Origin of the sequence: Streptococcus sp. NCTC 11567 (assembly GCF_902141215.1) — a bacterium.
GTDB classification, from domain to species: domain Bacteria; phylum Bacillota; class Bacilli; order Lactobacillales; family Streptococcaceae; genus Streptococcus; species Streptococcus dysgalactiae.
Map to the genome: position 1 here is coordinate 1 of NZ_LR595857.1, position 24910 is coordinate 24910.

At 39.0% G+C, this 24910-nt stretch carries 16 protein-coding genes, 8 tRNA genes, 3 rRNA genes and 1 pseudogene; 27 read left to right on the top strand and 1 reads right to left on the bottom strand.

All coding sequences use genetic code 11. The features are described from left to right. From dnaA to FQT67_RS00075, 16 genes are all read left to right on the top strand, one after another. Positions 1-1356 (top strand): chromosomal replication initiator protein DnaA, encoded by a 1356-nt coding sequence (dnaA, locus tag FQT67_RS00005; protein ID WP_003054481.1) that lies wholly within the window; start codon positions 1-3, stop codon positions 1354-1356. Positions 1357-1509: 153 nt separating this feature from the next. Beyond that, complete coding sequence (gene dnaN / locus FQT67_RS00010; RefSeq protein WP_003060971.1) at positions 1510-2646, top strand: DNA polymerase III subunit beta; 1137 nt, start codon at positions 1510-1512, stop codon at positions 2644-2646. Between the two features lie 73 nt (positions 2647-2719). After that, positions 2720-2917, top strand: coding sequence for a DUF951 family protein (locus FQT67_RS00015; protein ID WP_003054469.1), 198 nt, complete (start codon positions 2720-2722; stop codon positions 2915-2917). A 160-nt stretch (positions 2918-3077) separates the two neighbouring features. Continuing rightward, entirely contained in the window at positions 3078-3416 is a 339-nt protein-coding gene (locus tag FQT67_RS00020) for a helix-turn-helix transcriptional regulator (protein WP_080937744.1), read from the top strand. Positions 3417-3539: 123 nt separating this feature from the next. Further along, on the top strand, positions 3540-4655 hold the full coding sequence (gene ychF, locus FQT67_RS00025; protein ID WP_003054446.1) for a redox-regulated ATPase YchF: 1116 nt from the start codon (positions 3540-3542) through the stop codon (positions 4653-4655). 70 nt (positions 4656-4725) lie between these two features. Then, positions 4726-5295: an aminoacyl-tRNA hydrolase gene (gene pth / locus FQT67_RS00030; RefSeq protein WP_003054455.1), complete on the top strand. Its 570-nt coding sequence runs from the start codon at positions 4726-4728 to the stop codon at positions 5293-5295. 2 nt (positions 5296-5297) lie between these two features. After that, the gene (gene mfd, locus FQT67_RS00035; RefSeq protein ID WP_046177497.1) at positions 5298-8798 is read left to right on the top strand and encodes a transcription-repair coupling factor; all 3501 of its coding nucleotides are present in this window, start codon (positions 5298-5300) and stop codon (positions 8796-8798) included. After that, on the top strand, positions 8761-10266 hold the full coding sequence (locus tag FQT67_RS00040; RefSeq protein WP_046177496.1) for an oligosaccharide flippase family protein: 1506 nt from the start codon (positions 8761-8763) through the stop codon (positions 10264-10266). The genes mfd and FQT67_RS00040 overlap by 38 nt, the downstream gene beginning before the upstream one ends. A gap of 34 nt (positions 10267-10300) precedes the next feature. Continuing rightward, positions 10301-10573, top strand: coding sequence for an RNA-binding S4 domain-containing protein (locus FQT67_RS00045; protein WP_003048986.1), 273 nt, complete (start codon positions 10301-10303; stop codon positions 10571-10573). Further along, complete coding sequence (locus FQT67_RS00050; RefSeq protein ID WP_003048988.1) at positions 10560-10931, top strand: septum formation initiator family protein; 372 nt, start codon at positions 10560-10562, stop codon at positions 10929-10931. Before FQT67_RS00045 ends, FQT67_RS00050 begins: the two co-directional genes overlap by 14 nt. Then, a complete protein-coding gene (locus FQT67_RS10875) occupies positions 10931-11053 on the top strand; it encodes an SP_0009 family protein (protein ID WP_003054478.1) in 123 nt (40 codons plus the stop codon). Before FQT67_RS00050 ends, FQT67_RS10875 begins: the two co-directional genes overlap by 1 nt. A gap of 12 nt (positions 11054-11065) precedes the next feature. Further along, positions 11066-12352: a serine hydrolase gene (locus tag FQT67_RS00055; protein ID WP_046177495.1), complete on the top strand. Its 1287-nt coding sequence runs from the start codon at positions 11066-11068 to the stop codon at positions 12350-12352. Then, positions 12349-13635 (top strand): tRNA lysidine(34) synthetase TilS, encoded by a 1287-nt coding sequence (tilS, locus tag FQT67_RS00060; RefSeq protein WP_046177494.1) that lies wholly within the window; start codon positions 12349-12351, stop codon positions 13633-13635. The genes FQT67_RS00055 and tilS overlap by 4 nt, the downstream gene beginning before the upstream one ends. Positions 13636-13639: 4 nt before the next feature. Then, positions 13640-14182 (top strand): hypoxanthine phosphoribosyltransferase, encoded by a 543-nt coding sequence (gene hpt, locus FQT67_RS00065; protein ID WP_003049003.1) that lies wholly within the window; start codon positions 13640-13642, stop codon positions 14180-14182. Between the two features lie 21 nt (positions 14183-14203). Next, entirely contained in the window at positions 14204-16189 is a 1986-nt protein-coding gene (ftsH, locus tag FQT67_RS00070) for an ATP-dependent zinc metalloprotease FtsH (RefSeq protein WP_012766405.1), read from the top strand. Positions 16190-16339: 150 nt separating this feature from the next. Then, on the top strand, positions 16340-17731 hold the full coding sequence (locus tag FQT67_RS00075; RefSeq protein ID WP_046177493.1) for an amino acid permease: 1392 nt from the start codon (positions 16340-16342) through the stop codon (positions 17729-17731). Between the two features lie 72 nt (positions 17732-17803). Here FQT67_RS00075 and FQT67_RS00080 read toward each other — a convergent pair. Further along, positions 17804-18937 (bottom strand): annotated as a pseudogene (locus FQT67_RS00080) (IS30 family transposase). 390 nt (positions 18938-19327) lie between these two features. Between FQT67_RS00080 and FQT67_RS00085 the strand changes: the two are divergent. The 11 genes from FQT67_RS00085 (at position 19328) to FQT67_RS00135 (ending at position 24906) form a co-directional block, all read left to right on the top strand. Continuing rightward, positions 19328-20876 (top strand): 16S ribosomal RNA (locus FQT67_RS00085). Between the two features lie 53 nt (positions 20877-20929). Then, positions 20930-21002 (top strand) — tRNA-Ala (locus FQT67_RS00090). 161 nt (positions 21003-21163) lie between these two features. Then, positions 21164-24066: ribosomal RNA gene (locus tag FQT67_RS00095) — 23S ribosomal RNA — on the top strand. Positions 24067-24159: 93 nt separating this feature from the next. Beyond that, positions 24160-24275, top strand: a 5S ribosomal RNA gene (gene rrf, locus FQT67_RS00100). Together the 16S, 23S and 5S rRNA genes with 8 tRNA genes alongside form the textbook arrangement of a ribosomal RNA operon. A 16-nt stretch (positions 24276-24291) precedes the next feature. Then, positions 24292-24364: transfer RNA gene (locus FQT67_RS00105), tRNA-Val, on the top strand. Positions 24365-24383: 19 nt separating this feature from the next. Continuing rightward, positions 24384-24456, top strand: a tRNA-Asp gene (locus FQT67_RS00110). Between the two features lie 31 nt (positions 24457-24487). Further along, positions 24488-24560, top strand: a tRNA-Lys gene (locus FQT67_RS00115). A 5-nt stretch (positions 24561-24565) separates the two neighbouring features. Beyond that, positions 24566-24647 (top strand) — tRNA-Leu (locus FQT67_RS00120). A gap of 10 nt (positions 24648-24657) precedes the next feature. After that, positions 24658-24730: transfer RNA gene (locus FQT67_RS00125), tRNA-Thr, on the top strand. Between the two features lie 11 nt (positions 24731-24741). Then, positions 24742-24813, top strand: a tRNA-Gly gene (locus FQT67_RS00130). An 8-nt stretch (positions 24814-24821) separates the two neighbouring features. Continuing rightward, positions 24822-24906: transfer RNA gene (locus FQT67_RS00135), tRNA-Leu, on the top strand. Positions 24907-24910 lie beyond the last annotated feature (4 nt).

Sequence of the window (24910 nt, forward strand, 5' to 3'; positions counted from 1 at the left end):
ATGACTGAAAATGAACAAATTTTTTGGAATCGGGTCTTGGAATTAGCTCAGAGCCAATTAAAACAGGCAACGTATGAATTTTTTGTGCATGATGCACGCTTATTAAAAGTTGAGAATCATGTGGCAACGATTTACTTAGATCAAATGAAAGAACTCTTTTGGGAAAAAAACCTTAAAGATGTTATTCTGACAGCTGGTTTTGAAGTTTATAATGCTCAAATTGCCGTTGACTATGTTTTTGAAGAAGATCTGATAATTGACCAAAATCAAATCCCAAATAGCCAAAGCTACAATCAGCAAGTAATAACTCCTTTACCTGCTGTTACCTCAGACCTAAATCCCAAATATAGTTTTGAAAACTTTATTCAGGGTGATGAAAATCGTTGGGCTGTAGCTGCTTCTATAGCAGTAGCTAATACACCAGGAACAACCTATAACCCTTTGTTTATCTGGGGAGGGCCTGGACTAGGAAAAACCCATTTGTTAAATGCCATTGGAAACTCTGTGCTATTAGAAAATCCCAATGCCCGTATAAAGTACATCACCGCTGAAAATTTCATTAATGAATTTGTGATTCATATTCGTTTAGACACTATGGACGAATTAAAAGAAAAGTTCCGTAATCTCGATTTACTGCTTATTGATGATATCCAATCGCTGGCGAAGAAAACATTATCTGGAACACAAGAAGAGTTCTTTAATACTTTTAATGCTCTTCATAACAATAATAAACAAATCGTTCTAACCAGTGACCGCACACCAGATCACCTTAATGATTTAGAAGATCGATTGGTAACCCGTTTCAAATGGGGCTTAACCGTTAATATTACGCCTCCAGATTTTGAAACTCGAGTGGCTATCTTAACGAATAAAATTCAGGAATATAATTTTATTTTCCCTCAAGATACTATTGAATATCTAGCTGGCCAATTCGATTCCAATGTGAGAGATTTGGAAGGCGCCTTAAAAGACATTAGTTTGGTTGCTAATTTTAAGCAAATTGATACCATTACGGTTGACGTTGCTGCAGAAGCTATTCGTGCCAGAAAACAAGATGGACCTAAAATGACGGTCATTCCAATTGAAGAAATTCAAACGCAGGTTGGAAAATTCTATGACGTCACTGTCAAAGAAATTAAGGCAACTAAACGTACGCAAGATATTGTGTTAGCAAGACAAGTCGCTATGTTTTTAGCACGTGAAATGACAGATAATAGCCTTCCCAAAATTGGTAAGGAATTTGGTGGTAGGGATCATTCCACTGTACTTCATGCCTACAATAAAATCAAAAACATGATTAGCCAGGATGAAAGCCTCCGTATTGAAATTGAAACCATCAAAAATAAAATTAAGTAGCTTGTGGACAAGTTCTATTTTTAGTGACGAGTTATCCACAAGTTGTGAACAGTCTTCTTTCCTTATCCCTACTAGATAAATCAGACTTATCCACGTCATACACAAGACCTACTACTACTACTAATTATTATACTTATCAATAAAGGAGTCCTCATGATTCAATTTTCCATAAATCGTACCCTTTTCATTCAAGCTTTAAATGCCACTAAACGTGGTATTAGCAGTAAAAATGCCATTCCTGTTCTTTCTACCATTAAGATTGACGTTAGTTCATCTGATATCACTTTAACTGGTTCAAATGGACAAATTTCAATTGAAAATACCATTCCTGTAAGCAATGAAAATGCTGGACTATTAATCACATCTCCAGGGTCTATTCTTCTGGAAGCAAATTTCTTTATCAATATTATTTCTAGTTTGCCAGATGTTAGTTTGGATTTTAAAGAAATTGAACAACATCAAGTTGTTTTAACCAGTGGTAAATCAGAAATTACCTTAAAAGGAAAAGATGTTGATCAATACCCTCGGTTACAAGAAGTATCAACAGAAAATCCTTTGATCTTAAAAACAAAATTATTAAAGTCTATTATTGCTGAAACAGCTTTTGCAGCCAGTTTACAAGAAAGTCGTCCTATCTTAACAGGAGTTCATATTGTATTAAGTAACCATAAAGATTTTAAAGCCGTAGCAACTGACTCTCATCGTATGAGCCAACGTTTAATCACTTTGGATAATACTTCAGCAGATTTTGATGTGGTTATTCCAAGTAAATCTTTGAGAGAATTTTCAGCAGTATTTACAGATGATATTGAGACTGTTGAGGTATTTTTCTCACCAAGCCAAATCTTGTTCAGAAGTGAACATATTTCTTTCTATACACGTCTCTTAGAAGGAAATTATCCCGATACAGACCGTTTGTTAATGACACAATTTGAGACAGAGGTTGTTTTCAATACCCAATCTCTTCGCCACGCTATGGAACGTGCTTTCTTGATTTCGAACGCTACTCAAAATGGTACCGTTAAACTTGAAATTGCTCAAAATCATATTTCAGCTCATGTTAACTCACCGGAAGTTGGTAAAGTAAACGAAGATTTGGATATTGTTAGTCAATCTGGTAGTGATTTAACTATTAGTTTCAACCCAACTTACCTTATTGAATCTCTCAAGGCTATCAAGAGTGAAACAGTTAAAATTCATTTCTTGTCACCAGTACGACCATTTACCTTGACACCAGGTGATGATGAAGAAAGCTTTATCCAGTTAATCACACCAGTCCGTACCAACTAAAAAGAAAAGGCTCCCTTTTAGGAGCTTTTTTTGTTATCATAAATGATGAAGATAATAAGAGTGAGGAAAAAAGATGTATCAAATTGGATCACTTGTTGAAATGAAAAAACCGCACGCCTGTGTGATTAAAGAGACTGGTAAAAAATCTAATCAATGGAAAGTGCTTAGAGTAGGAGCTGATATTAAAATTCAATGCACTAACTGTCAGCATATCATTATGATGAGCCGTTACGACTTTGACCGAAAACTAAAAAAAGTCCTGCAACTTTAGAAATATTGATTTAGTAGGCTTTCTTATACATCTTGCAACCAATACTTGCCTAAATAATTGCTAGTATGCCTTTGGAAAATCAGGTATTCTAATGTTATCGAAAGAAGAAAGGTGGTCATAGAAAATGACAAAAGTTGCAGAACAATTAAAGCAATTATGAGTGAAACATCAATTATCTCAAGATGCTCTGGCAGAACAGTTATTTATTTCTCGGCAAGCCATATCAAAATGGGAAAATGGAGATACAATACCAGATTTGGATAATTTGGTCAGGTTAACTGAAATTTTTGACGTGAGCTTAGATGAGCTTGTTTTAGCTAAACCACATGAAGTTAAAGTTGAACGCATTTATGAAAACAAACCGCTTGATCTACAAAAATACAATAAGCTCTATTGGTTTATTTTTCGAAATATTATTCTGTCTCTACTAATTATTTTAGCTATATTAACTATCTTAGAAGTTTTAGGGATACCTTTTGTTTCTAATTGGTTAATTTAAAGAAAAGTTGAAGAGTGATATGATGCTAAGCGAACCTGAAATTTTCTTATCATCATACCGCTTTTTTCGTTTATTTTCTGTTATAATAGTTGTGATTGAAATTTTGAATGGAGACTTATTAAAATGGCTTTAACAGCAGGTATTGTGGGCTTACCTAATGTTGGTAAATCAACTTTATTTAATGCAATTACAAAAGCAGGGGCAGAAGCTGCTAATTATCCTTTTGCAACGATTGATCCTAATGTTGGGATGGTAGAGGTACCAGATGAACGTCTGCAAAAATTGACAGAGTTGATTACGCCTAAAAAAACCGTTCCAACAACCTTTGAGTTTACTGATATTGCGGGTATTGTTAAAGGAGCTTCTAAAGGAGAAGGGTTAGGTAATAAATTCTTGGCCAATATCCGTGAAGTAGATGCTATCGTACATGTCGTTCGTGCTTTTGATGATGAAAATGTTATGCGTGAACAAGGTCGTGAGGATGCTTTCGTGGATCCAATGGCTGATATTGATACTATCAACCTTGAATTGATTTTGGCTGATTTAGAGTCTATTAATAAGCGTTATGCGCGTGTGGAAAAAATGGCTCGTACCCAAAAAGATAAGGATTCCGTGGCAGAATTTGCCGTTCTTGAAAAAATCAAACCTGTCTTAGAAGATGGTAAATCTGCTCGGACAATTGAGTTTACTGAAGAAGAGCAACGTGTTGTCAAACAGTTATTCTTATTGACAACAAAACCTGTTCTTTATGTGGCGAATGTTGATGAAGATAAAGTTGCTGATCCAGATGATATTGACTATGTGAAACAAATTCGTGAGTTTGCAGCTACTGAAAATGCAGAAGTAGTGGTGATTTCAGCGCGTGCAGAGGAAGAAATTTCAGAGCTTGAGGATGAAGATAAAGCAGAATTCTTAGAAGCTATTGGTTTGACAGAGTCTGGTATTGATAAATTAACACGTGCTGCCTACCACTTACTTGGGCTAGGCACCTATTTTACAGCAGGTGAAAAAGAAGTTAGGGCGTGGACATTTAAACGTGGTATTAAAGCGCCGCAGGCTGCTGGTATTATTCATTCTGACTTCGAAAGAGGATTTATCCGTGCAGTAACCATGTCTTATGACGATTTAATGACCTACGGTTCAGAAAAAGCTGTCAAAGAAGCTGGGCGCTTGCGTGAAGAAGGAAAAGAGTACATCGTCCAAGATGGTGATATCATGGAGTTTCGATTTAACGTTTAAAAATAATAAGATAATGTCAGAAGGTTGGAATAACATTCCAGCCCTTTTGGCATTTTAGGAAAGAGAAAAGATGGTTAAAATGATTGTTGGTCTGGGAAATCCAGGCTCAAAATACGAAAAAACAAAGCATAATATTGGATTTATGGCAGTTGACAAACTTGTCAATAAACTTGACGTCACCTTTACAGAAGACAAAAATTTTAAAGCACAAATAGGCAGTGCATTTATTAATCATGAAAAAATTTATTTTGTGAAGCCAACAACCTTTATGAATAATAGTGGTGTTGCCGTAAAGGCGTTATTAACTTATTATAATATTGCCATAGAAGATTTGATTGTTATCTATGACGACTTGGATATGGAAGTTGGGAAATTGCGTTTACGTGCTAAAGGTTCGGCTGGTGGGCACAATGGCATTAAATCAATTATTGCTCAGCTTGGGACGCAGGAGTTTGACCGAATTAAAGTTGGTATTGGACGACCATTAAAAGGGATGACAGTGATTAACCATGTTATGGGACATTTTAGTACAGAAGATAATATTGCCATTGCGTTAACTCTTGACAAAGTTGTCAATGCTGTAAACTTCTATTTACAAGAAAATAACTTTGAAAAAACAATGCAGAAATTTAACGGGTAATCATGAATATTTTAGAATTATTTAGTCAGAATAAGAAAATCCAGGCCTGGCACTCCGGATTAGCGTCCTTAGACAGGCAGCTAGTTATGGGATTATCTGGGTCAAGTAAAGCATTAGCAATGGCTTCTGCTTTTTTGGACTCCCAAGAAAAAATAGTTGTGATGACATCAACTCAAAATGAAGTTGAAAAATTAGCCAGCGATTTATCAAGCCTACTTGGAGAAGAATTAGTCTATCAATTTTTTGCAGACGATGTGGCTGCAGCGGAATTTATCTTTGCGTCAATGGATAAAGCTCTATCAAGAATAGAAACCCTGCAATTTTTAAGGAATCCTAAATCTCAGGGCGTTTTAATTGTTAGTTTATCAGGCTTAAGAACTTTATTGCCAAACCCAGATGTTTTTACAAAGAGTCAGATTCAACTAACAGTTGGAGAAGATTATGATAGTGATACTCTTACTAAACAACTGATGACAATTGGCTATCAGAAGGTCTCACAGGTTATTAGTCCGGGAGAATTTAGCCGTCGAGGGGATATTTTAGATATCTATGAGATTACACAAGAATTGCCTTATCGATTGGAATTTTTTGGCGATGATATTGATAGTATTAGGCAATTTCATCCAGAAACTCAAAAATCTTTTGAACAACTAGAAGGTATTTTTATTAATCCAGCAAGTGATCTTATTTTTGAGGCTAGTGATTTTCAACGTGGCATTGAGCAATTAGAAAAGGCTCTACAAACAGCACAAGATGATAAAAAATCTTATTTAGAAGATGTAGTAGCTGTTTCAAAAAACGGTTTTAAACATAAGGATATCCGTAAATTTCAATCATTATTTTATGAAAAAGAGTGGTCATTATTAGATTATATTCCTAAGGGAACGCCAATCTTTTTTGATGATTTTCAAAAACTAGTTGATAAAAATGCAAGATTTGATTTAGAGATTGCTAATCTCTTGACAGAAGATTTACAGCAAGGAAAGGCTCTTTCCAATCTTAACTACTTTGCAGATAATTATCGAGAGCTTAGGCACTATAAGCCAGCGACATTCTTTTCAAATTTTCATAAGGGACTTGGAAATATCAAATTTGATCAGATGCATCAGCTAACTCAGTATGCCATGCAGGAATTTTTTAATCAATTTCCTTTGTTGATTGATGAGATTAAACGGTATCAAAAAAATCAAACAACGGTTATTGTACAGGTAGAGTCTCAGTATGCTTACGAACGACTTGAAAAATCTTTTCAAGATTACCAATTTCGCCTTCCTTTAGTGAGTGCTAATCAAATTGTTTCACGTGAATCACAAATTGTAATTGGAGCTATCTCCAGTGGTTTTTATTTTGCTGATGAAAAGTTAGCGTTAATCACAGAGCATGAAATTTATCATAAAAAGATCAAACGACGCGCTAGACGATCTAATATTAGCAATGCTGAGCGTTTGAAAGATTACAATGAGTTAGCAGTAGGTGATTACGTGGTTCATAATGTCCATGGTATCGGTCGCTTTCTTGGAATTGAAACGATTCAGATTCAGGGAATCCATCGAGATTACGTTACTATTCAATATCAAAATTCAGACCGTATTTCTCTTCCAATTGACCAAATTGGTAGCTTATCAAAGTACGTTTCTGCTGATGGAAAAGAACCTAAAATTAATAAACTCAATGATGGTCGTTTTCAAAAGACAAAGCAAAAGGTCGCTAGACAAGTAGAGGATATTGCTGATGACCTTCTAAAATTATATGCTGAAAGAAGTCAGCAAAAAGGATTTTCATTTTCACCAGATGATGACTTGCAGCGCGCTTTTGATGATGATTTTACTTTTGTAGAAACAGAAGATCAACTTAGGTCTATAAAGGAAATTAAAGCTGATATGGAGAGCATGCAACCTATGGATCGTCTTTTAGTAGGCGATGTAGGATTTGGTAAGACAGAAGTAGCTATGAGGGCAGCCTTTAAAGCGGTGAATGATCACAAACAAGTAGCTGTCTTAGTTCCAACCACAGTCTTGGCCCAGCAGCATTATGAAAACTTCAAAGCACGCTTTGAAAATTACCCTGTTGAGGTTGACGTCTTAAGTCGTTTCCGTAGTAAAAAAGAGCAAGCTGAAACACTAGAACGTGTACGAAAAGGTCAAATTGACATTATTATCGGAACCCATCGACTCCTATCAAAAGATGTGGTCTTTTCTGATTTAGGATTGATTGTGATTGATGAGGAACAACGGTTTGGTGTTAAGCATAAAGAAACTTTAAAGGAATTAAAAACTAAGGTTGACGTCTTAACCTTAACAGCTACTCCGATTCCTAGAACCTTACACATGTCTATGTTAGGTATCCGAGATTTATCGGTTATTGAGACCCCACCAACCAATCGTTATCCTGTTCAAACGTATGTTTTGGAAAATAATCCAGGTCTCGTTAGAGAAGCTATTATCCGAGAAATGGATCGTGGAGGACAAGTTTTTTATGTTTACAACAAAGTTGACACCATTGACAAGAAGGTGGCAGAACTACAAGAATTAGTTCCAGAAGCTTCTATTGGGTTTGTCCATGGGCAAATGAGTGAAATTCAACTTGAAAATACCTTGATTGACTTTATAAATGGTGATTATGATGTCCTTGTGGCTACAACAATCATCGAAACAGGAGTTGACATTTCTAATGTAAACACTTTGTTTATTGAGAATGCTGATCATATGGGATTGTCAACTTTATATCAACTGAGGGGGCGCGTCGGAAGAAGTAATCGTATTGCCTATGCTTACCTGATGTATCGTCCTGATAAGGTCCTAACAGAAGTCTCTGAAAAACGTTTAGAGGCTATTAAAGGCTTTACTGAATTAGGTTCAGGCTTCAAGATTGCTATGCGAGATTTGTCTATACGAGGAGCAGGTAATATTTTAGGGGCTTCTCAAAGTGGCTTTATTGATTCGGTCGGTTTTGAAATGTATTCTCAGTTATTGGAACAGGCTATTGCTAGCAAGCAGGGAAAAACGACTGTTCGTCAAAAAGGCAATACTGAAATCAATCTTCAGATTGACGCCTATTTGCCAGATGATTACATATCAGATGAGCGTCAAAAAATTGACATTTACAAGCGTATTCGAGAAATTCAATCAAGAGAAGATTATCTCAATTTGCAGGATGAGCTGATAGATCGTTTTGGAGAGTATCCTGATCAAGTTGCCTATTTGTTAGAGATAGCTCTGCTAAAACATTATATGGACAATGCCTTTGCGGAATTAGTTGAACGCAAAAATAATCAGGTCATTGTTCGATTTGAAGTAACTTCTTTAAGTTATTTCTTGACTCAGGATTATTTCGAAGCCTTATCGAAAACCCATCTTAAAGCTAAAATTAGTGAACATCAGGGGAAAATCGATATCGTCTTCGATGTTCGCCACCAAAAAGACTATACCATCTTAGAAGAATTGATGTTATTTGGAGAAAGCCTTAGTGAGATTAAATTCAGAAAAACAGCCTCAACCTCTTAAGCAAGCAAGTCTTTTGATAGTGGTTAGTGGCTTAGTATCAAAAATTTTAGCTGCTACCTACCGTATCCCATACCAAAATCTGGTAGGAGACAGAGGTTTTTATGCTTATCAGCAAATATATCCTTTTTTGGCCATTATTTCGGCCCTTAGCTTGAGTGCTTTGCCTAATCTTATCGCCAGTATGGCACAAAAGAAAGATGAAGATCAACTCACGGTTTTTATGACTTTGCAGTTTATGATGAGTTTTGGGTGTTTCCTCATTCTTTTTCTGGGGCATCAGCAACTTGCTGAATGGATGGGAGCACCCAAATTAGGAACAGCTATTTCTTTGACGAGTATTGCTCTATTAATGACTCCTTTTATCTCTTTTTATCGAGGGTTAGCACAAGCAGATCTAAATATGACACCAACTGCTATTAGTCAAATGCTTGAGCAAATTATTAGGGTAATTATTATTGTGGCATCGGCTGTTTGCTATCTCGTTTTTGATTGGACTATTTATACAACTGCTAACGTTGCTGCGAGTGGAAATGTGATTGCTAGCTTTACTGTTCTAGGGTATTTAGCAAAAAAGAGTTCTTTTTCAATTAAACCATACGTGAGAAAGTTTTCCTTGCCTTTAAGAGCATATCGTCAGCTAGGTTTATCTAGTTTGGTCTTTATTCTCTTTTCCATCTACTTATTGCTATTTCAATTAGTGGATGCTCTTTTTATTAAAAATAGTCTCGTTTCTGCGGGGTATTCTAACCAATTAGCTGAAATTACTAAGGGTATTTTTGATAGAGGGCAGCCACTTGTTCAATTTGGATTGATTTTTTCAACGGCTTTTTTCACAAGTTATTTGCCCAAATTAACTCATCTCCATCAACAAAAACAGCAGATGTATGATCAACTAAGTCAAGATTTTCTAGCTTTTATCTTTTACTTTAACGTAACATTAACGGCTGGCTTTATAAGCATTTTACATCTCATGAATCGTGTTTTATTTGAAGATAATAAGGGTTGGGAGGCACTAGTTTACTATATTATTACGATTAATCTTATAAGTTTGATTCAATTTTTTTATCAAAAATGTTTTATTGAAAATCGTGTGCGCCACTCCCTGATGATGTTATTAATTGGCTTGTCTTGCAAATTAGGATTAACGCCTGTATTAACTTATCATTATGGAATTTTAGGAAGTTCTCTGTCCACGGTAATTCCTTTAGGATTGGTGTTTATTTGTTATGCCTATACAATACCAATGAGTTGGAATTGTGCTAAAAATGGTAAATTTTGGCTCACATTAACATTAATGATTGGTTTCGTGTTGACATGTCAGGTCATGCTTCCTATAGAGGGAAGATTAGGTGGTTTTATCAGTATTGTTCTGTCATCAGCTGTTGGTGTCATCAGTTTTATAATGATTTGCTGGCGATACAAAGTATTCGATGAGAAAATATGGTCTTTTCTACCATTTAAGAAATAAAAATGATAGAATGGAAGAGATTGTGGGGTAAATAATGAGATTAGATAAATTTTTAAAAGTATCACGTATTATTAAACGTCGTCCTGTTGCTAAAGAAGTTGCTGATAAAGGACGGATTAAAGTTAATGGAGTTCTTGCTAAAAGTTCAACTGATTTAAAACTCAATGATCACATTGAAATCCGATTTGGAAATAAACTCTTAACCGTAAGAGTACTTGAGATGAAAGACAGCACCAAAAAAGAAGACGCTCTCAGTATGTATGAGATCATCAGTGAAACAAGGATAGAAGCTAATGAAGAAGCCTAGCATTGTTCAACTAAATAATCACTATATTAACGAGGAAAACCTAAAAAAACGGTTCGAAGAAGAAGAAATTCAAAAGCGCAATCGTTTTATGGGGTGGATTCTTGTAAGTATGATGTTTTTATTTATTTTGCCAACTTATAATCTTGTCAAAAGCTATGTAGATTTTGAAAAACAAAATCAGCAAGTGATTAAATTACAAAAAGAATATGAAGCATTGGAAAAGAACACAAAGAGTGAAAAAAAGTTAGCTGAGCAACTTAAAAATGACGATTTTGTTAAAAAGTATGCTAGAGCTAAGTATTACCTATCACGAGAAGGGGAAGTTATTTACCCCGTGCCAGGGTTATTACCGAAATAATGATGAATGATATTATTACCAAAATAGAAACATTTCTTGCTTACTCTGATGAGAAATTAGCAGAATTGGAAAAAGAAAATCAACGTCTTAAAGAAGACAACCAATATACAGAAACAGATTAGAAAGGAGCCAACATGAAAAAATTATTAGCAGCTATGTTAATGACCTTTTTCTTGACTCCTTTGACCGTTATTAGCACAGAAAAAACAGGACAATTTTCTAAAGCAACTATTTACCAATTGCGTCAAGATATTGTTCAATCAACCAGCTACTATAATCAGCTTCCTGTTAATCCTAACCTTTATCAAGAAACACAAACTTATAAAGACGCTGAACTAACTTTACCAGCGACAACCCTAGGACCTAATCATAAGTTAGATATCAAGTCACTTGTGATAAATGAACAAGCAAAACCAATTTTTGAACTTGCAGATGGTACTTACCTTGAAGCAAATCGCGAAGTAGTTTATGAGGATATAGTTCTGAGTCAAGTAGACGCCGATCTCTTTTTTTGGACACAAAAACAAGTGACTCTCTACTCTGAACCCTATGTGTTAGGCACTAAGGCAATTCCATCTCCATTTACCTTTGCCCAAAAAGTTCATGCTAGTCAAATGGCACAAACCGAACATGGGATTTATTATCTAATTGATCAGAAAGGTTGGGTATCACAAGAGGATCTATCTCGTTTTGATAATCGCATGCAAAAGGTCCAAGAGATGCTGTTACAAAAATACAATAGTGCAAATTATTCTATCTTTGTTAAACAACTTGATACGCAGGCAAGTGCTGGAATTAATGCAGATAAAGAAATGTATGCAGCTAGTATTGCAAAGTTAGCCCCTCTTTACAGTGTTCAAAAACAACTTCAAGAAAAGAAAGTGACAGAAAACAAACTTCTCAGATATATCGATGATGTGAATCATTTTTATGGGGATTACGATCCATCTGGAAGTGGTAAAATTAGTAAAAAAGCTGATAAAGAAGACTATAAAGTTAGTACCTTATTGAAAGCTGTTGCTCAAAATTCAGATAATGTTGCCACCAATATTTTAGGATATTATTTATGCCATCAGTATGACCAAACTTTTCAAACAGAAATAAAAGCCTTGTCAGGAAGTAACTGGGATATGGAAAAACGATTCTTATCTTCTCGTGCAGCAGCTAATGTGATGGAAGCTATTTACTATCAAAAGGGACACATTATTTCTTATCTTTCCAATACTGATTTTGATCAACAACGCATTTCAAAAAATATTGCTGTTCCTGTGGCCCATAAAATTGGTGATGCCTATGATTACAAGCATGATGTTGCTATCATTTATGGTGATACTCCTTTTGTCTTATCTATCTTTACAGATAAAGCAACCTATGATGACATCACAGCTATTGCAGATGATGTTTATGCTATTTTAAAATGACAACATATCAAGAAATTTATAACGAGATAAAAAAACAAGCCTATTTCGACAATCATCGGCGTGTTTTAATAGCTGTATCTGGTGGAGTAGATTCAATGAATTTGCTGCACTTTTTGCATTTATTTCAAGAAGATTTACAAATCAGTATTGGGATTGCTCACATTAATCATAAGCAGAGAATTGAGTCGGAAATAGAAGAGGATTATTTACGGCAGTGGGCAAACAATCATAGCGTTCCTATTTATATTTCCCATTTTGAAGGAATTTTTTCTGAAAAAGCTGCTCGTGATTGGCGTTATCATTTTTGTCGAAAAATCATGCAAAATGAACAATATTCTGCTCTAGTGACAGCACACCATCTAGATGATCAGGCAGAAACAATTCTAATGCGACTTATAAGAGGAAGTAGATTAAGGCACTTATCAGGTATAAAACCTGTTCAACCATTTGGAAATGGGCAACTGATACGACCATTTTTATCTTTTTCAAAAGGTGACTTGCCTAATATTTTTCATTTCGAAGATACTTCAAATGAAGAAACAACTGTTTTTAGGAACCGAGTGAGAAATCAGTACTTACCTTTACTGGAGAAAGAAAACCCGCAACTTGTACAAAGCCTTAGTCAATTAGCGATAGAAAATCAACTACTTTTTCAAGCGTTTACAGAGTTGACAACAAAAATAACGATCACTCATTTAGCAGAGTTTAGAGCACAAACTGCTTCGGTGCAGTATTTTTTATTACAAGATTATTTGGAAAACTTTCCAGATTTACAGTTGAAAAAATCTCAATTTAACCAACTATTACACTTACTTCAAAAAGCAAATCAAGGAAATTATCCCTTAAAAAACGGCTACTATCTTTTGATAAATCGGTCATCATTCAACATCACGAAAATCATTCCTGAGACTGAGTTTCTCAACGATCAAAAAGTGATAAAATACGGTAACGCTATCTGGTACCGTAACCATCATTTTTTATTCACGACAGAAGATTTGGCACATAAAGACCAAAAAAGTATTCCCATATATAGTTTGTCACCCATTATCCTACGACATCGTCAAGCCGGTGACCGTCTTTCTTTTGGTAATTTCTCAAAAAAACTAAGACGACTTTTTATAGATGATAAACTGAGCATAGCTGAACGGCAAAATGCTATTGTAGGAGAACAAGATGGAGAGATTATTTTTGTATTAGTCGGTGATAAAACTTATTTGAGAAAAGCTTGTAAACATGATATAATGTTGGCTAAACTGTATATTGATAAATTAGAAAAAAGGTGACAGCATGCTTGAGCAAGATATTCAAAAAATTCTTTACTCTGAAGAACAAATTATCCAAAAAACAAAAGAACTTGGCGAACAACTTACAAAAGATTACCAAGGTAAAAATCCTTTGATGGTCGGTGTCTTAAAAGGGTCCGTTCCTTTTATGGCTGAATTAATGAAACATATTGATACTCATGTCGAAATTGATTTTATGGTAGTTTCAAGTTACCATGGTGGCACCTCTAGTAGTGGGGAAGTGAAAATCTTAAAAGATGTGGATACCAATATTGAAGGAAGAGACATTATCTTTATCGAAGATATTATCGATACTGGGCGTACTCTAAAATATTTACGCGATATGTTTAAATATCGTAAAGCCAATACGATTAAAATTGCAACGCTCTTTGATAAACCTGAAGGACGTGTTGTTGACATTGAAGCAGACTATATTTGTTATAATGTCCCAAATGAATTTATTGTTGGTTTTGGCTTAGACTATGCTGAAAATTATCGTAACCTTCCTTATGTAGGTGTGTTAAAAGAAGAAGTCTATTCAAAATAGAAAAAGGTCAATGATTACTATATGAAAAATAATAAAAATAATGGTTTTGTCAAAAACTCCTTTATCTATATTTTAATGATTATTGTTGTTATCACAGGATTTCAATTTTATCTTAAAGGAACAAGCACACAAAGCCAACAGATTAGTTATTCAAAATTAATCAAACATCTTAAAGCTGGTGATATCAAATCTTTAAGTTACCAACCTAGTGGCAGCATTATCGAAGTAAAAGGAAAATATGAGAAAGCTCAAAAAGTTTCTGTTGACCCAGGTCTCTCTTTTTTAGGGGGCAATGCGTCAGCCCAAGTGACAGAGTTTTCGTCTTTGGTTCTCCCAAGTGATTCCATTTTAAAAGAAATGACTTCGGCTGCTGATAAAAACGGAACAGAAATCACAGTCAAACAAGAAAGTTCAAGCGGGACTTGGATTACCTTTTTGATGAGTTTTCTCCCAATTGTTATCTTTGCGGCTTTCATGATGATGATGATGAACCAAGGTGGTGGCGGAGCTCGAGGAGCCATGAGTTTTGGTAAAAACAAAGCTAAATCTCAATCAAAAGGTGATGTCAAAGTAAGATTTACAGACGTTGCAGGTGCTGAAGAGGAAAAACAAGAGTTAGTGGAAGTTGTTGACTTCTTGAAAAATCCTAAGAAATATAAAGCATTGGGAGCGCGTATTCCGGCAGGTGTCCTCTTAGAGGGCCCTCCAGGGACAGGTAAGACTTTACTCGCTAAAGCAGTTGCTGGTGAAGCGGGAGTTCCGTTCTTTAGCATTTCAGGTTCAGACTTTGTTGAAATGTTCGTCGGTGTCGGAGCTAGTCGTGTGCGTTCTTTGTTTGAAGATGCCAAAAAAGCTGAACGTGCTATTATCTTTATCGATGAAATTGATGCTGTCGGTCGTCGCCGTGGCGCTGGTATGGGCGGTGGTAACGATGAGAGAGAACAAACCCTCAACCAATTACTAATTGAAATGGACGGTTTTGAGGGCAATGAAAACATTATTGTTATTGCCGCAACTAACCGTAGTGATGTTTTAGATCCTGCTTTGTTAAGGCCAGGACGCTTTGATCGTAAAGTATTAGTTGGTAGACCTGATGTAAAAGGACGTGAAGCTATTTTACGCGTTCATGCTAAAAATAAACCTCTTGCAGATGATGTTAATTTAAAAGTGGTTGCTCAGCAAACACCAGGATTCGTTGGTGCTGATCTTGAAAATGTATTGAATGAGGCTGCTCTTGTAGCTGCTCGTCGAAACAAAGTGAAGATTGATGCCAGTGATATTGATGAAGCAGAAGACCGCGTTATTGCTGGACCTTCTAAGAAAGACCGCACGATTTCACAAAGAGAAAGAGAAATGGTGGCTTACCATGAAGCTGGGCACACTATCGTTGGTTTAGTACTATCTAATGCGCGTGTAGTCCATAAAGTAACCATTGTTCCTCGTGGACGAGCTGGTGGTTACATGATTGCCCTTCCTAAAGAAGATCAAATGCTCTTATCAAAAGATGATTTAAAAGAGCAATTAGCTGGTCTTATGGGTGGTCGTGTCGCTGAAGAAATTATTTTTAATGCGCAGACAACAGGTGCTTCAAATGACTTTGAACAAGCTACTCAAATGGCAAGAGCGATGGTTACAGAGTATGGAATGAGTGACAAACTTGGCCCGGTTCAATATGAGGGTAACCATGCTATGATGCCAGGCCAGTTGTCTCCTGAAAAATCTTACTCTGCTCAAACAGCACAAATGATTGATGATGAAGTACGTGAACTCTTAAATCAAGCGCGTAATCAAGCAGCAGACATCATTAAAGAAAATCGTGAAACTCACAAATTAATTGCAGAAGCACTCCTTAAATATGAAACTTTGGATGCTGCACAAATTAAATCCATTTATGAAACTGGTAAAATGCCAAATAATCCAGAAGATGATGATAAAGAAGTTCATGCTTTGTCTTATGATGAAATCAAAGATAAGATGACAGAGTCAGAAACAGAATCTGCCGATTAATAGGGTGAACTATCATAAAAAACTAAGTTCTAGATTTTCTAGACTTAGTTTTTTATTTAAGTGTGAGAGATTACCAGAAGTAAAATTTACAATCATTAGTAACTGTGATAAACTTAGTAGATAACTGTGTACTATATAGGAAGTGACAAGATGACTATTTTTCGAAAAAAACAGAAACATGCTAATAGAAACGAAATGCATAGACACCTTAAAGTAACTGATTTAGTCTTTTTAGGTCTAGGATCAATGGTTGGTACAGGGATTTTTACCATTACAGGTATTGGTGCTGCTAATTATGCAGGACCAGCTTTGACAATTTCGATTGTTATTTCAGCAATTGCAATCGGCATTCTAGCCTTATTTTATGCAGAATTTGCATCACGAATTCCGTCAAATGGCGGAGCTTATAGTTATGTTTATGCAACTTTAGGGGAATTTCCGGCTTGGATTGTAGGCTGGTACATTATTATGGAATTCCTAACGGCAGTATCCAGCGTTGCAGTTGGATGGGGAAGTTATTTAAAAGGCTTACTAGCTAACTATGGAATAGCTTTACCAACTCCTCTAAATGGAACATTTGATCCTAAAAATGGGACATATATAGACCTTCTTCCTGTATTAGTAATGATTTTTGTGACAGGCATCGTTTTAATGAACTCCAAAGCAGCGTTAAGATTCAATAGCTTTTTAGTGCTCTTGAAATTTTCAGCTCTTGCTTTATTTATTGTTGTAGGCCTCTTCTTTATAAATGGCGAAAATTGGAACAACTTTGCTCCATATGGCTTAGGTCAAATTTACGGAGGTCAATCAGGTATATTTGCAGGAGCTTCTGTCATGTTCTTTGCTTTCCTGGGGTTTGAATCTATTTCAATGACAGTTGATGAAGTGAAAGAACCACAAAAAACAATCCCAAAAGGAATTGTTTTATCCTTGACTATTGTTACAATATTGTATATTATTGTCACAATGATTCTGACTGGTATTGTCCATTATACCCGATTAAATGTACCAGATGCTGTCGCTTTTGCTTTACGTAGTATAGGCCTTTATTGGGCGGCAGATTATGTCTCTATCGTTGCCATTTTAACGCTTATTACGGTATGTATTTCGATGACCTATGCCTTAGCTAGAACGGTTTATAGTATAAGTAGAGATGGATTGTTACCAAAATATCTTTATTCCCTTACTGAAAAAAGTAAGGTTCCTAAAAATGCGACTATCTTAGTGGGAGTACTTGCGATGATTTGTGCTGGTTTATTTCCATTAGCGAGTCTCGCAGAATTTGTTAACATTTGTACCCTAGCATATTTGGTAATAATGTCGATAGCAATCATTAGACTTAGGAAAATTGAAGGAAAACCCAAAGCTGGGGAATTTAAAACGCCATTAATGCCATTTTTACCTCTCCTAGCCATTGTCATTTGTGTTTCTTTTATGAGTCAATATATGGCTTTTACTTGGATTGCTTTTACGTTAATGACTGTAGTAGGGACGCTTGTTTATATTTTTTATGGCTATAAACATTCCAAAGAAAATAGTTAAGTGTTAAAAAATAATCATTTAGACATATAGAATTCTAGAAGCATTCTATGAGAAAGGATGAATTGTCCCAACTTATAGGGTGCTTTTACCTTTTATTATTATTGTTGTACGATGTAATACCCAGAATAAAAAAACTTTCATGAGAAAATTACCTGTGTTATGTAACTTCAATAAAAATGTGCCAAATTTCAAGTTGAAGTTAGCCAGTTTTAACATTTCTACTGGCAACTTGTAGTTGAAGAGTCGTTTAGGATAATGATTGATCCAATGTTCAATAGCAGCGACTTTTTTAGGGGTCGTTGTTTTGGTACCTTTAGGGACATATTCTCTGAGGAGGCCATTGAAGTTCTCGTTTGTTCCTCTCTCATGTGAAGAATAGGGATGTGCAAAGTAAACGTCAACAGCTTCTAAGGTTGAGAGTAAACTAAACTCAGAACCATTATCCGCTGTGATGGATGCAATAGGATACTGACTGATGAGATGCGTGACAGCGCGGTTAATGGTTTGGGACTGCTTGTCTTCTAGCTTAACTCCTAGTGCATAGCGTGTCTGGCGCTCTACCAAAGTCAACATAACAGCTTCACCTTTGGTTTTCTTGCCGAGAATCAAATCAATCTCCCAATGCCCAAATTCAGAACGATCATTAATATATTCTGGACGTTCTTCGATAGATTTACCTAAAGTCTTCTTATTCGTCTTCATGACTTTCTTAGAACGTTTTCTGATACTAACCATCTTAGGCAAATCGATTGGTTTAATAGCTAACAACCCCTCTTTGATATAACGATAAATCGTTTTGGTATAGGGGACGACTTCTTCAGGATGGTTTACTTTGTAAGTCTGAACAAAACTATCCACACTATGGAGACGAATGTTAGCCGTCAAGGCAGATTCTAATTGTGCAATGAACCTAGTGGAGCAGCCATTCAATTTGAGGTAAGAACTCTTTTGACGATTGGTTTCATAGACACGTTATCCACTATCAGCAAAATAGGCGTTGAAGAAGGTTTGTTTTCCATTCTTATCCTTTACCTGTTCTACTGAACAACGTTTTATTTCTCGGCAGATTGTAGAACAGTGACAACCCAGGAGTCGAGCAATATCAACGGGTTGCTCTCTCATTTTAAGATAAGCAGCAATTTCACCCCGTTCTGTGGCTGAAAGATGAGAATAGGAGGATTTTCTGGTAGAATTAATATTAGACATGTTCATCTGCTTTCCATACTGAATTGGGGAATTCTAGTATATCAGACAAACATGTCTTTTTTGTTGCACTTCATTTTACAACGCGGGAGGTAAAAAAACGACATAAAAGTGCAAAAAAGAGTTGACATCAGGAGGTTAAATATCGTATACTAATAAAGCTGTCAGCTGAGCAGACGTTGGCGACTGAAGTATTCGAAAAAAAAGAGTAAAAAAGTTGTTGACAAAGTTAGTAAAAGTTGATAGAATAAAATAGTTGTCTCGAAAGAGGACAAGACCTTTGAGAACTGAATAAGACGAACCAAACGTGAGGGTGATATGGAGACATATTACCCGTCAAAAACGAGAAATAAATCTGTCAGCGACAGAAAGAACGAGTAAGTTCAAACACATCTTAATGAGAGTTTGATCCTGGCTCAGGACGAACGCTGGCGGCGTGCCTAATACATGCAAGTAGAACGCTGAGGACTGGTGCTTGCACCGGTCCAAGGAGTTGCGAACGGGTGAGTAACGCGTAGGTAACCTACCTCATAGCGGGGGATAACTATTGGAAACGATAGCTAATACCGCATAAAAGTGTTTAACCCATGTTAAACATTTAAAAGGTGCAACTGCATCACTATGAGATGGACCTGCGTTGTATTAGCTAGTTGGTGAGGTAACGGCTCACCAAGGCGACGATACATAGCCGACCTGAGAGGGTGATCGGCCACACTGGGACTGAGACACGGCCCAGACTCCTACGGGAGGCAGCAGTAGGGAATCTTCGGCAATGGACGGAAGTCTGACCGAGCAACGCCGCGTGAGTGAAGAAGGTTTTCGGATCGTAAAGCTCTGTTGTTAGAGAAGAATGATGGTGGGAGTGGAAAATCCACCATGTGACGGTAACTAACCAGAAAGGGACGGCTAACTACGTGCCAGCAGCCGCGGTAATACGTAGGTCCCGAGCGTTGTCCGGATTTATTGGGCGTAAAGCGAGCGCAGGCGGTTCTTTAAGTCTGAAGTTAAAGGCAGTGGCTCAACCATTGTACGCTTTGGAAACTGGAGAACTTGAGTGCAGAAGGGGAGAGTGGAATTCCATGTGTAGCGGTGAAATGCGTAGATATATGGAGGAACACCGGTGGCGAAAGCGGCTCTCTGGTCTGTAACTGACGCTGAGGCTCGAAAGCGTGGGGAGCAAACAGGATTAGATACCCTGGTAGTCCACGCCGTAAACGATGAGTGCTAGGTGTTAGGCCCTTTCCGGGGCTTAGTGCCGGAGCTAACGCATTAAGCACTCCGCCTGGGGAGTACGACCGCAAGGTTGAAACTCAAAGGAATTGACGGGGGCCCGCACAAGCGGTGGAGCATGTGGTTTAATTCGAAGCAACGCGAAGAACCTTACCAGGTCTTGACATCCTCCTGACCGGTCTAGAGATAGGCTTTCCCTTCGGGGCAGGAGTGACAGGTGGTGCATGGTTGTCGTCAGCTCGTGTCGTGAGATGTTGGGTTAAGTCCCGCAACGAGCGCAACCCCTATTGTTAGTTGCCATCATTAAGTTGGGCACTCTAGCGAGACTGCCGGTAATAAACCGGAGGAAGGTGGGGATGACGTCAAATCATCATGCCCCTTATGACCTGGGCTACACACGTGCTACAATGGTTGGTACAACGAGTCGCAAGCCGGTGACGGCAAGCTAATCTCTTAAAGCCAATCTCAGTTCGGATTGTAGGCTGCAACTCGCCTACATGAAGTCGGAATCGCTAGTAATCGCGGATCAGCACGCCGCGGTGAATACGTTCCCGGGCCTTGTACACACCGCCCGTCACACCACGAGAGTTTGTAACACCCGAAGTCGGTGAGGTAACCTATTAGGAGCCAGCCGCCTAAGGTGGGATAGATGATTGGGGTGAAGTCGTAACAAGGTAGCCGTATCGGAAGGTGCGGCTGGATCACCTCCTTTCTAAGGAAATGGAACACGTTAGGGTCGTCTTATTTAGTTTTGAGAGGTCTTGTGGGGCCTTAGCTCAGCTGGGAGAGCGCCTGCTTTGCACGCAGGAGGTCAGCGGTTCGATCCCGCTAGGCTCCATTAGGATAGAGATATCCTAGAAACTGTCCATTGAAAATTGAATATCTATATCAAATTCCACGATCAAGAAATTGATTGTACGAATAGTAACAAGAAAATAAACCGAAAACGCTGTGAATAATCAAGAGTTTTTCTAGTTAAGATATACTAGTAAAAGATAAGGTTAAGTTAATAAGGGCGCACGGTGGATGCCTTGGCACTAGAAGCCGAAGAAGGACGTGACTAACGACGAAATGCTTTGGGGAGCTGTAAGTAAGCGCTGATCCAGAGATGTCCGAATGGGGGAACCCACTAGCTACTGGCTAGTATCCATAACTGTTAAGGTTATGAGAAGGAAGACGCAGTGAACTGAAACATCTAAGTAGCTGCAGGAAGAGAAAGCAAACGCGATTGCCTTAGTAGCGGCGAGCGAAACGGCAGGAGGGCAAACCGAGAAGTTTACTTCTCGGGGTTGTAGGACTGCGACGTGGGACTTTAAAAGGATAGAAGAATTACCTGGGAAGGTAAGCCAAAGAGAGTAATAGCCTCGTATTTAAAATTCTTTTGAGCCCTAGCAGTATCCTGAGTACGGCGAGACACGCGAAATCTCGTTGGAATCTGGGAGGACCATCTCCCAACCCTAAATACTCTCTAGTGACCGATAGTGAACCAGTACCGTGAGGGAAAGGTGAAAAGCACCCCGTGAGGGGAGTGAAATAGAACCTGAAACCGTGTGCCTACAACAAGTTCGAGCCCGTTAATGGGTGAGAGCGTGCCTTTTGTAGAATGAACCGGCGAGTTACGATATGATGCGAGGTTAAGTTGAAGAGACGGAGCCGCAGGGAAACCGAGTCTTAATAGGGCGACTTAGTATCATGTTGTAGACCCGAAACCATGTGACCTACCCATGAGCAGGTTGAAGGTGCGGTAAGACGCACTGGAGGACCGAACCAGGGCACGTTGAAAAGTGCTTGGATGACTTGTGGGTAGCGGAGAAATTCCAAACGAACTTGGAGATAGCTGGTTCTCTCCGAAATAGCTTTAGGGCTAGCGTCGATGTTAAGTCTCTTGGAGGTAGAGCACTGTTTGGGTGAGGGGTCCATCTCGGATTACCAATCTCAGATAAACTCCGAATGCCAACGAGATATAATCGGCAGTCAGACTGCGAGTGCTAAGATCCGTAGTCGAAAGGGAAACAGCCCAGACCACCAGCTAAGGTCCCAAAATATATGTTAAGTGGAAAAGGATGTGGGGTTGCACAGACAACTAGGATGTTAGCTTAGAAGCAGCTATTCATTCAAAGAGTGCGTAATAGCTCACTAGTCGAGTGACCCTGCGCCGAAAATGTACCGGGGCTAAAACATATTACCGAAGCTGTGGATGACACGTTAGTGTCATGGTAGGAGAGCGTTCTATGTGTGAAGAAGGTGTACCGTGAGGAGCGCTGGAACGCATAGAAGTGAGAATGCCGGTATGAGTAGCGAAAGACAGGTGAGAATCCTGTCCACCGTAAGACTAAGGTTTCCAGGGGAAGGCTCGTCCGCCCTGGGTTAGTCGGGACCTAAGGAGAGACCGAAAGGTGTATCCGATGGCCAACAGGTTGATATTCCTGTACTAGAGTATAAAGTGATGGAGGGACGCAGTAGGCTAACTAAAGCAGGCGATTGGAAGAGCCTGTCTAAGCAGTGAGGTGTAAGATGAGTCAAATGCTTATCTTTATAACATTGAGCTGTGATGGGGAGCGAAGTTAAGTAGCGAAGTTAGTGACGTCACACTGCCAAGAAAAGCTTCTAGCGTTTAATTATACTCTACCCGTACCGCAAACCGACACAGGTAGTCGAGGCGAGTAGCCTCAGGTGATCGAGAGAACTCTCGTTAAGGAACTCGGCAAAATGACCCCGTAACTTCGGGAGAAGGGGTGCTGACTTAGGTCAGCCGCAGTGAATAGGCCCAAGCAACTGTTTATCAAAAACACAGCTCTCTGCTAAATCGTAAGATGATGTATAGGGGGTGACGCCTGCCCGGTGCTGGAAGGTTAAGAGGAGGGTTTAGCGTAAGCGAAGATCTGAATTGAAGCCCCAGTAAACGGCGGCCGTAACTATAACGGTCCTAAGGTAGCGAAATTCCTTGTCGGGTAAGTTCCGACCCGCACGAAAGGCGTAATGATTTGGGCACTGTCTCAACGAGAGACTCGGTGAAATTTTAGTACCTGTGAAGATGCAGGTTACCCGCGACAGGACGGAAAGACCCCATGGAGCTTTACTGCAGTTTGATATTGAGTATCTGTACCACATGTACAGGATAGGTAGGAGCCATTGAAGTCGGGACGCCAGTTTCGACGGAGGCGTTGTTGGGATACTACCCTTGTGTTATGGCTACTCTAACCCGGATAGGTTATCCCTATCGGAGACAGTGTCTGACGGGCAGTTTGACTGGGGCGGTCGCCTCCTAAAAGGTAACGGAGGCGCCCAAAGGTTCCCTCAGATTGGTTGGAAATCAATCGCAGAGTGTAAAGGTATAAGGGAGCTTGACTGCGAGAGCTACAACTCGAGCAGGGACGAAAGTCGGGCTTAGTGATCCGGTGGTTCCGTATGGAAGGGCCATCGCTCAACGGATAAAAGCTACCCTGGGGATAACAGGCTTATCTCCCCCAAGAGTTCACATCGACGGGGAGGTTTGGCACCTCGATGTCGGCTCGTCGCATCCTGGGGCTGTAGTCGGTCCCAAGGGTTGGGCTGTTCGCCCATTAAAGCGGCACGCGAGCTGGGTTCAGAACGTCGTGAGACAGTTCGGTCCCTATCCGTCGCGGGCGTAGGAAATTTGAGAGGATCTGCTCCTAGTACGAGAGGACCAGAGTGGACTTACCGCTGGTGTACCAGTTGTCTTGCCAAAGGCATCGCTGGGTAGCTATGTAGGGAAGGGATAAGCGCTGAAAGCATCTAAGTGCGAAGCCCCCCTCAAGATGAGATTTCCCATGATTTTATATCAGTAAGAGCCCTGAGAGATGATCAGGTAGATAGGTTAGAAGTGGAAGTGTAGTGATACATGAAGCGGACTAATACTAATAGCTCGAGGACTTATCCGAAGAAAGAGATTGACAAGCGTAGAAGGTTCTTGTTAGAATATAGGTATTCAATTTTGAGTGGACAGTCCTTATGAGAATAAGGAGGTTCAAAAGTTAAGTGACGATAGCCTAGGAGATACACCTGTACCCATGCCGAACACAGTAGTTAAGCCCTAGAACGCCTGAAGTAGTTGGGGGTTGCCCCCTGTTAGATACGGTAGTCGCTTAGCTTAGAGGCCACTCAATGGGAGTTTAGCTCAGCTGGGAGAGCATCTGCCTTACAAGCAGAGGGTCAGCGGTTCGATCCCGTTAACTCCCATAGTATTTGAAAAGATACAGGTCCCGTAGTGTAGCGGTTATCACGTCGCCCTGTCACGGCGAAGATCGCGGGTTCGATTCCCGTCGGGACCGTTCAAAGAGTAGTCATATTTTTTGAAGGAAAGACTCGTTAGCTCAGTTGGTAGAGCAATTGACTTTTAATCAATGGGTCACTGGTTCGAGCCCAGTACGGGTCATAGAAGCGGGTTTGGCGGAATTGGCAGACGCACCAGATTTAGGATCTGGCGCTTAACGGCGTGGGGGTTCAAGTCCCTTAACCCGCATAAAAGATTAGCCGGCTTAGCTCAGTTGGTAGAGCATCTGATTTGTAATCAGAGGGTCGCGTGTTCAAGTCATGTAGCCGGCATAAAAAAAGTTGCGAACGTAGTTCAGTGGTAGAACACCACCTTGCCAAGGTGGGGGTCGCGGGTTCGAATCCCGTCGTTCGCTTTTGAGGAGCCGGGGTGGCGGAACTGGCAGACGCACAGGACTTAAAATCCTGCGATGGTTTACATCGTACCGGTTCGATTCCGGTCCTCGGCATTAA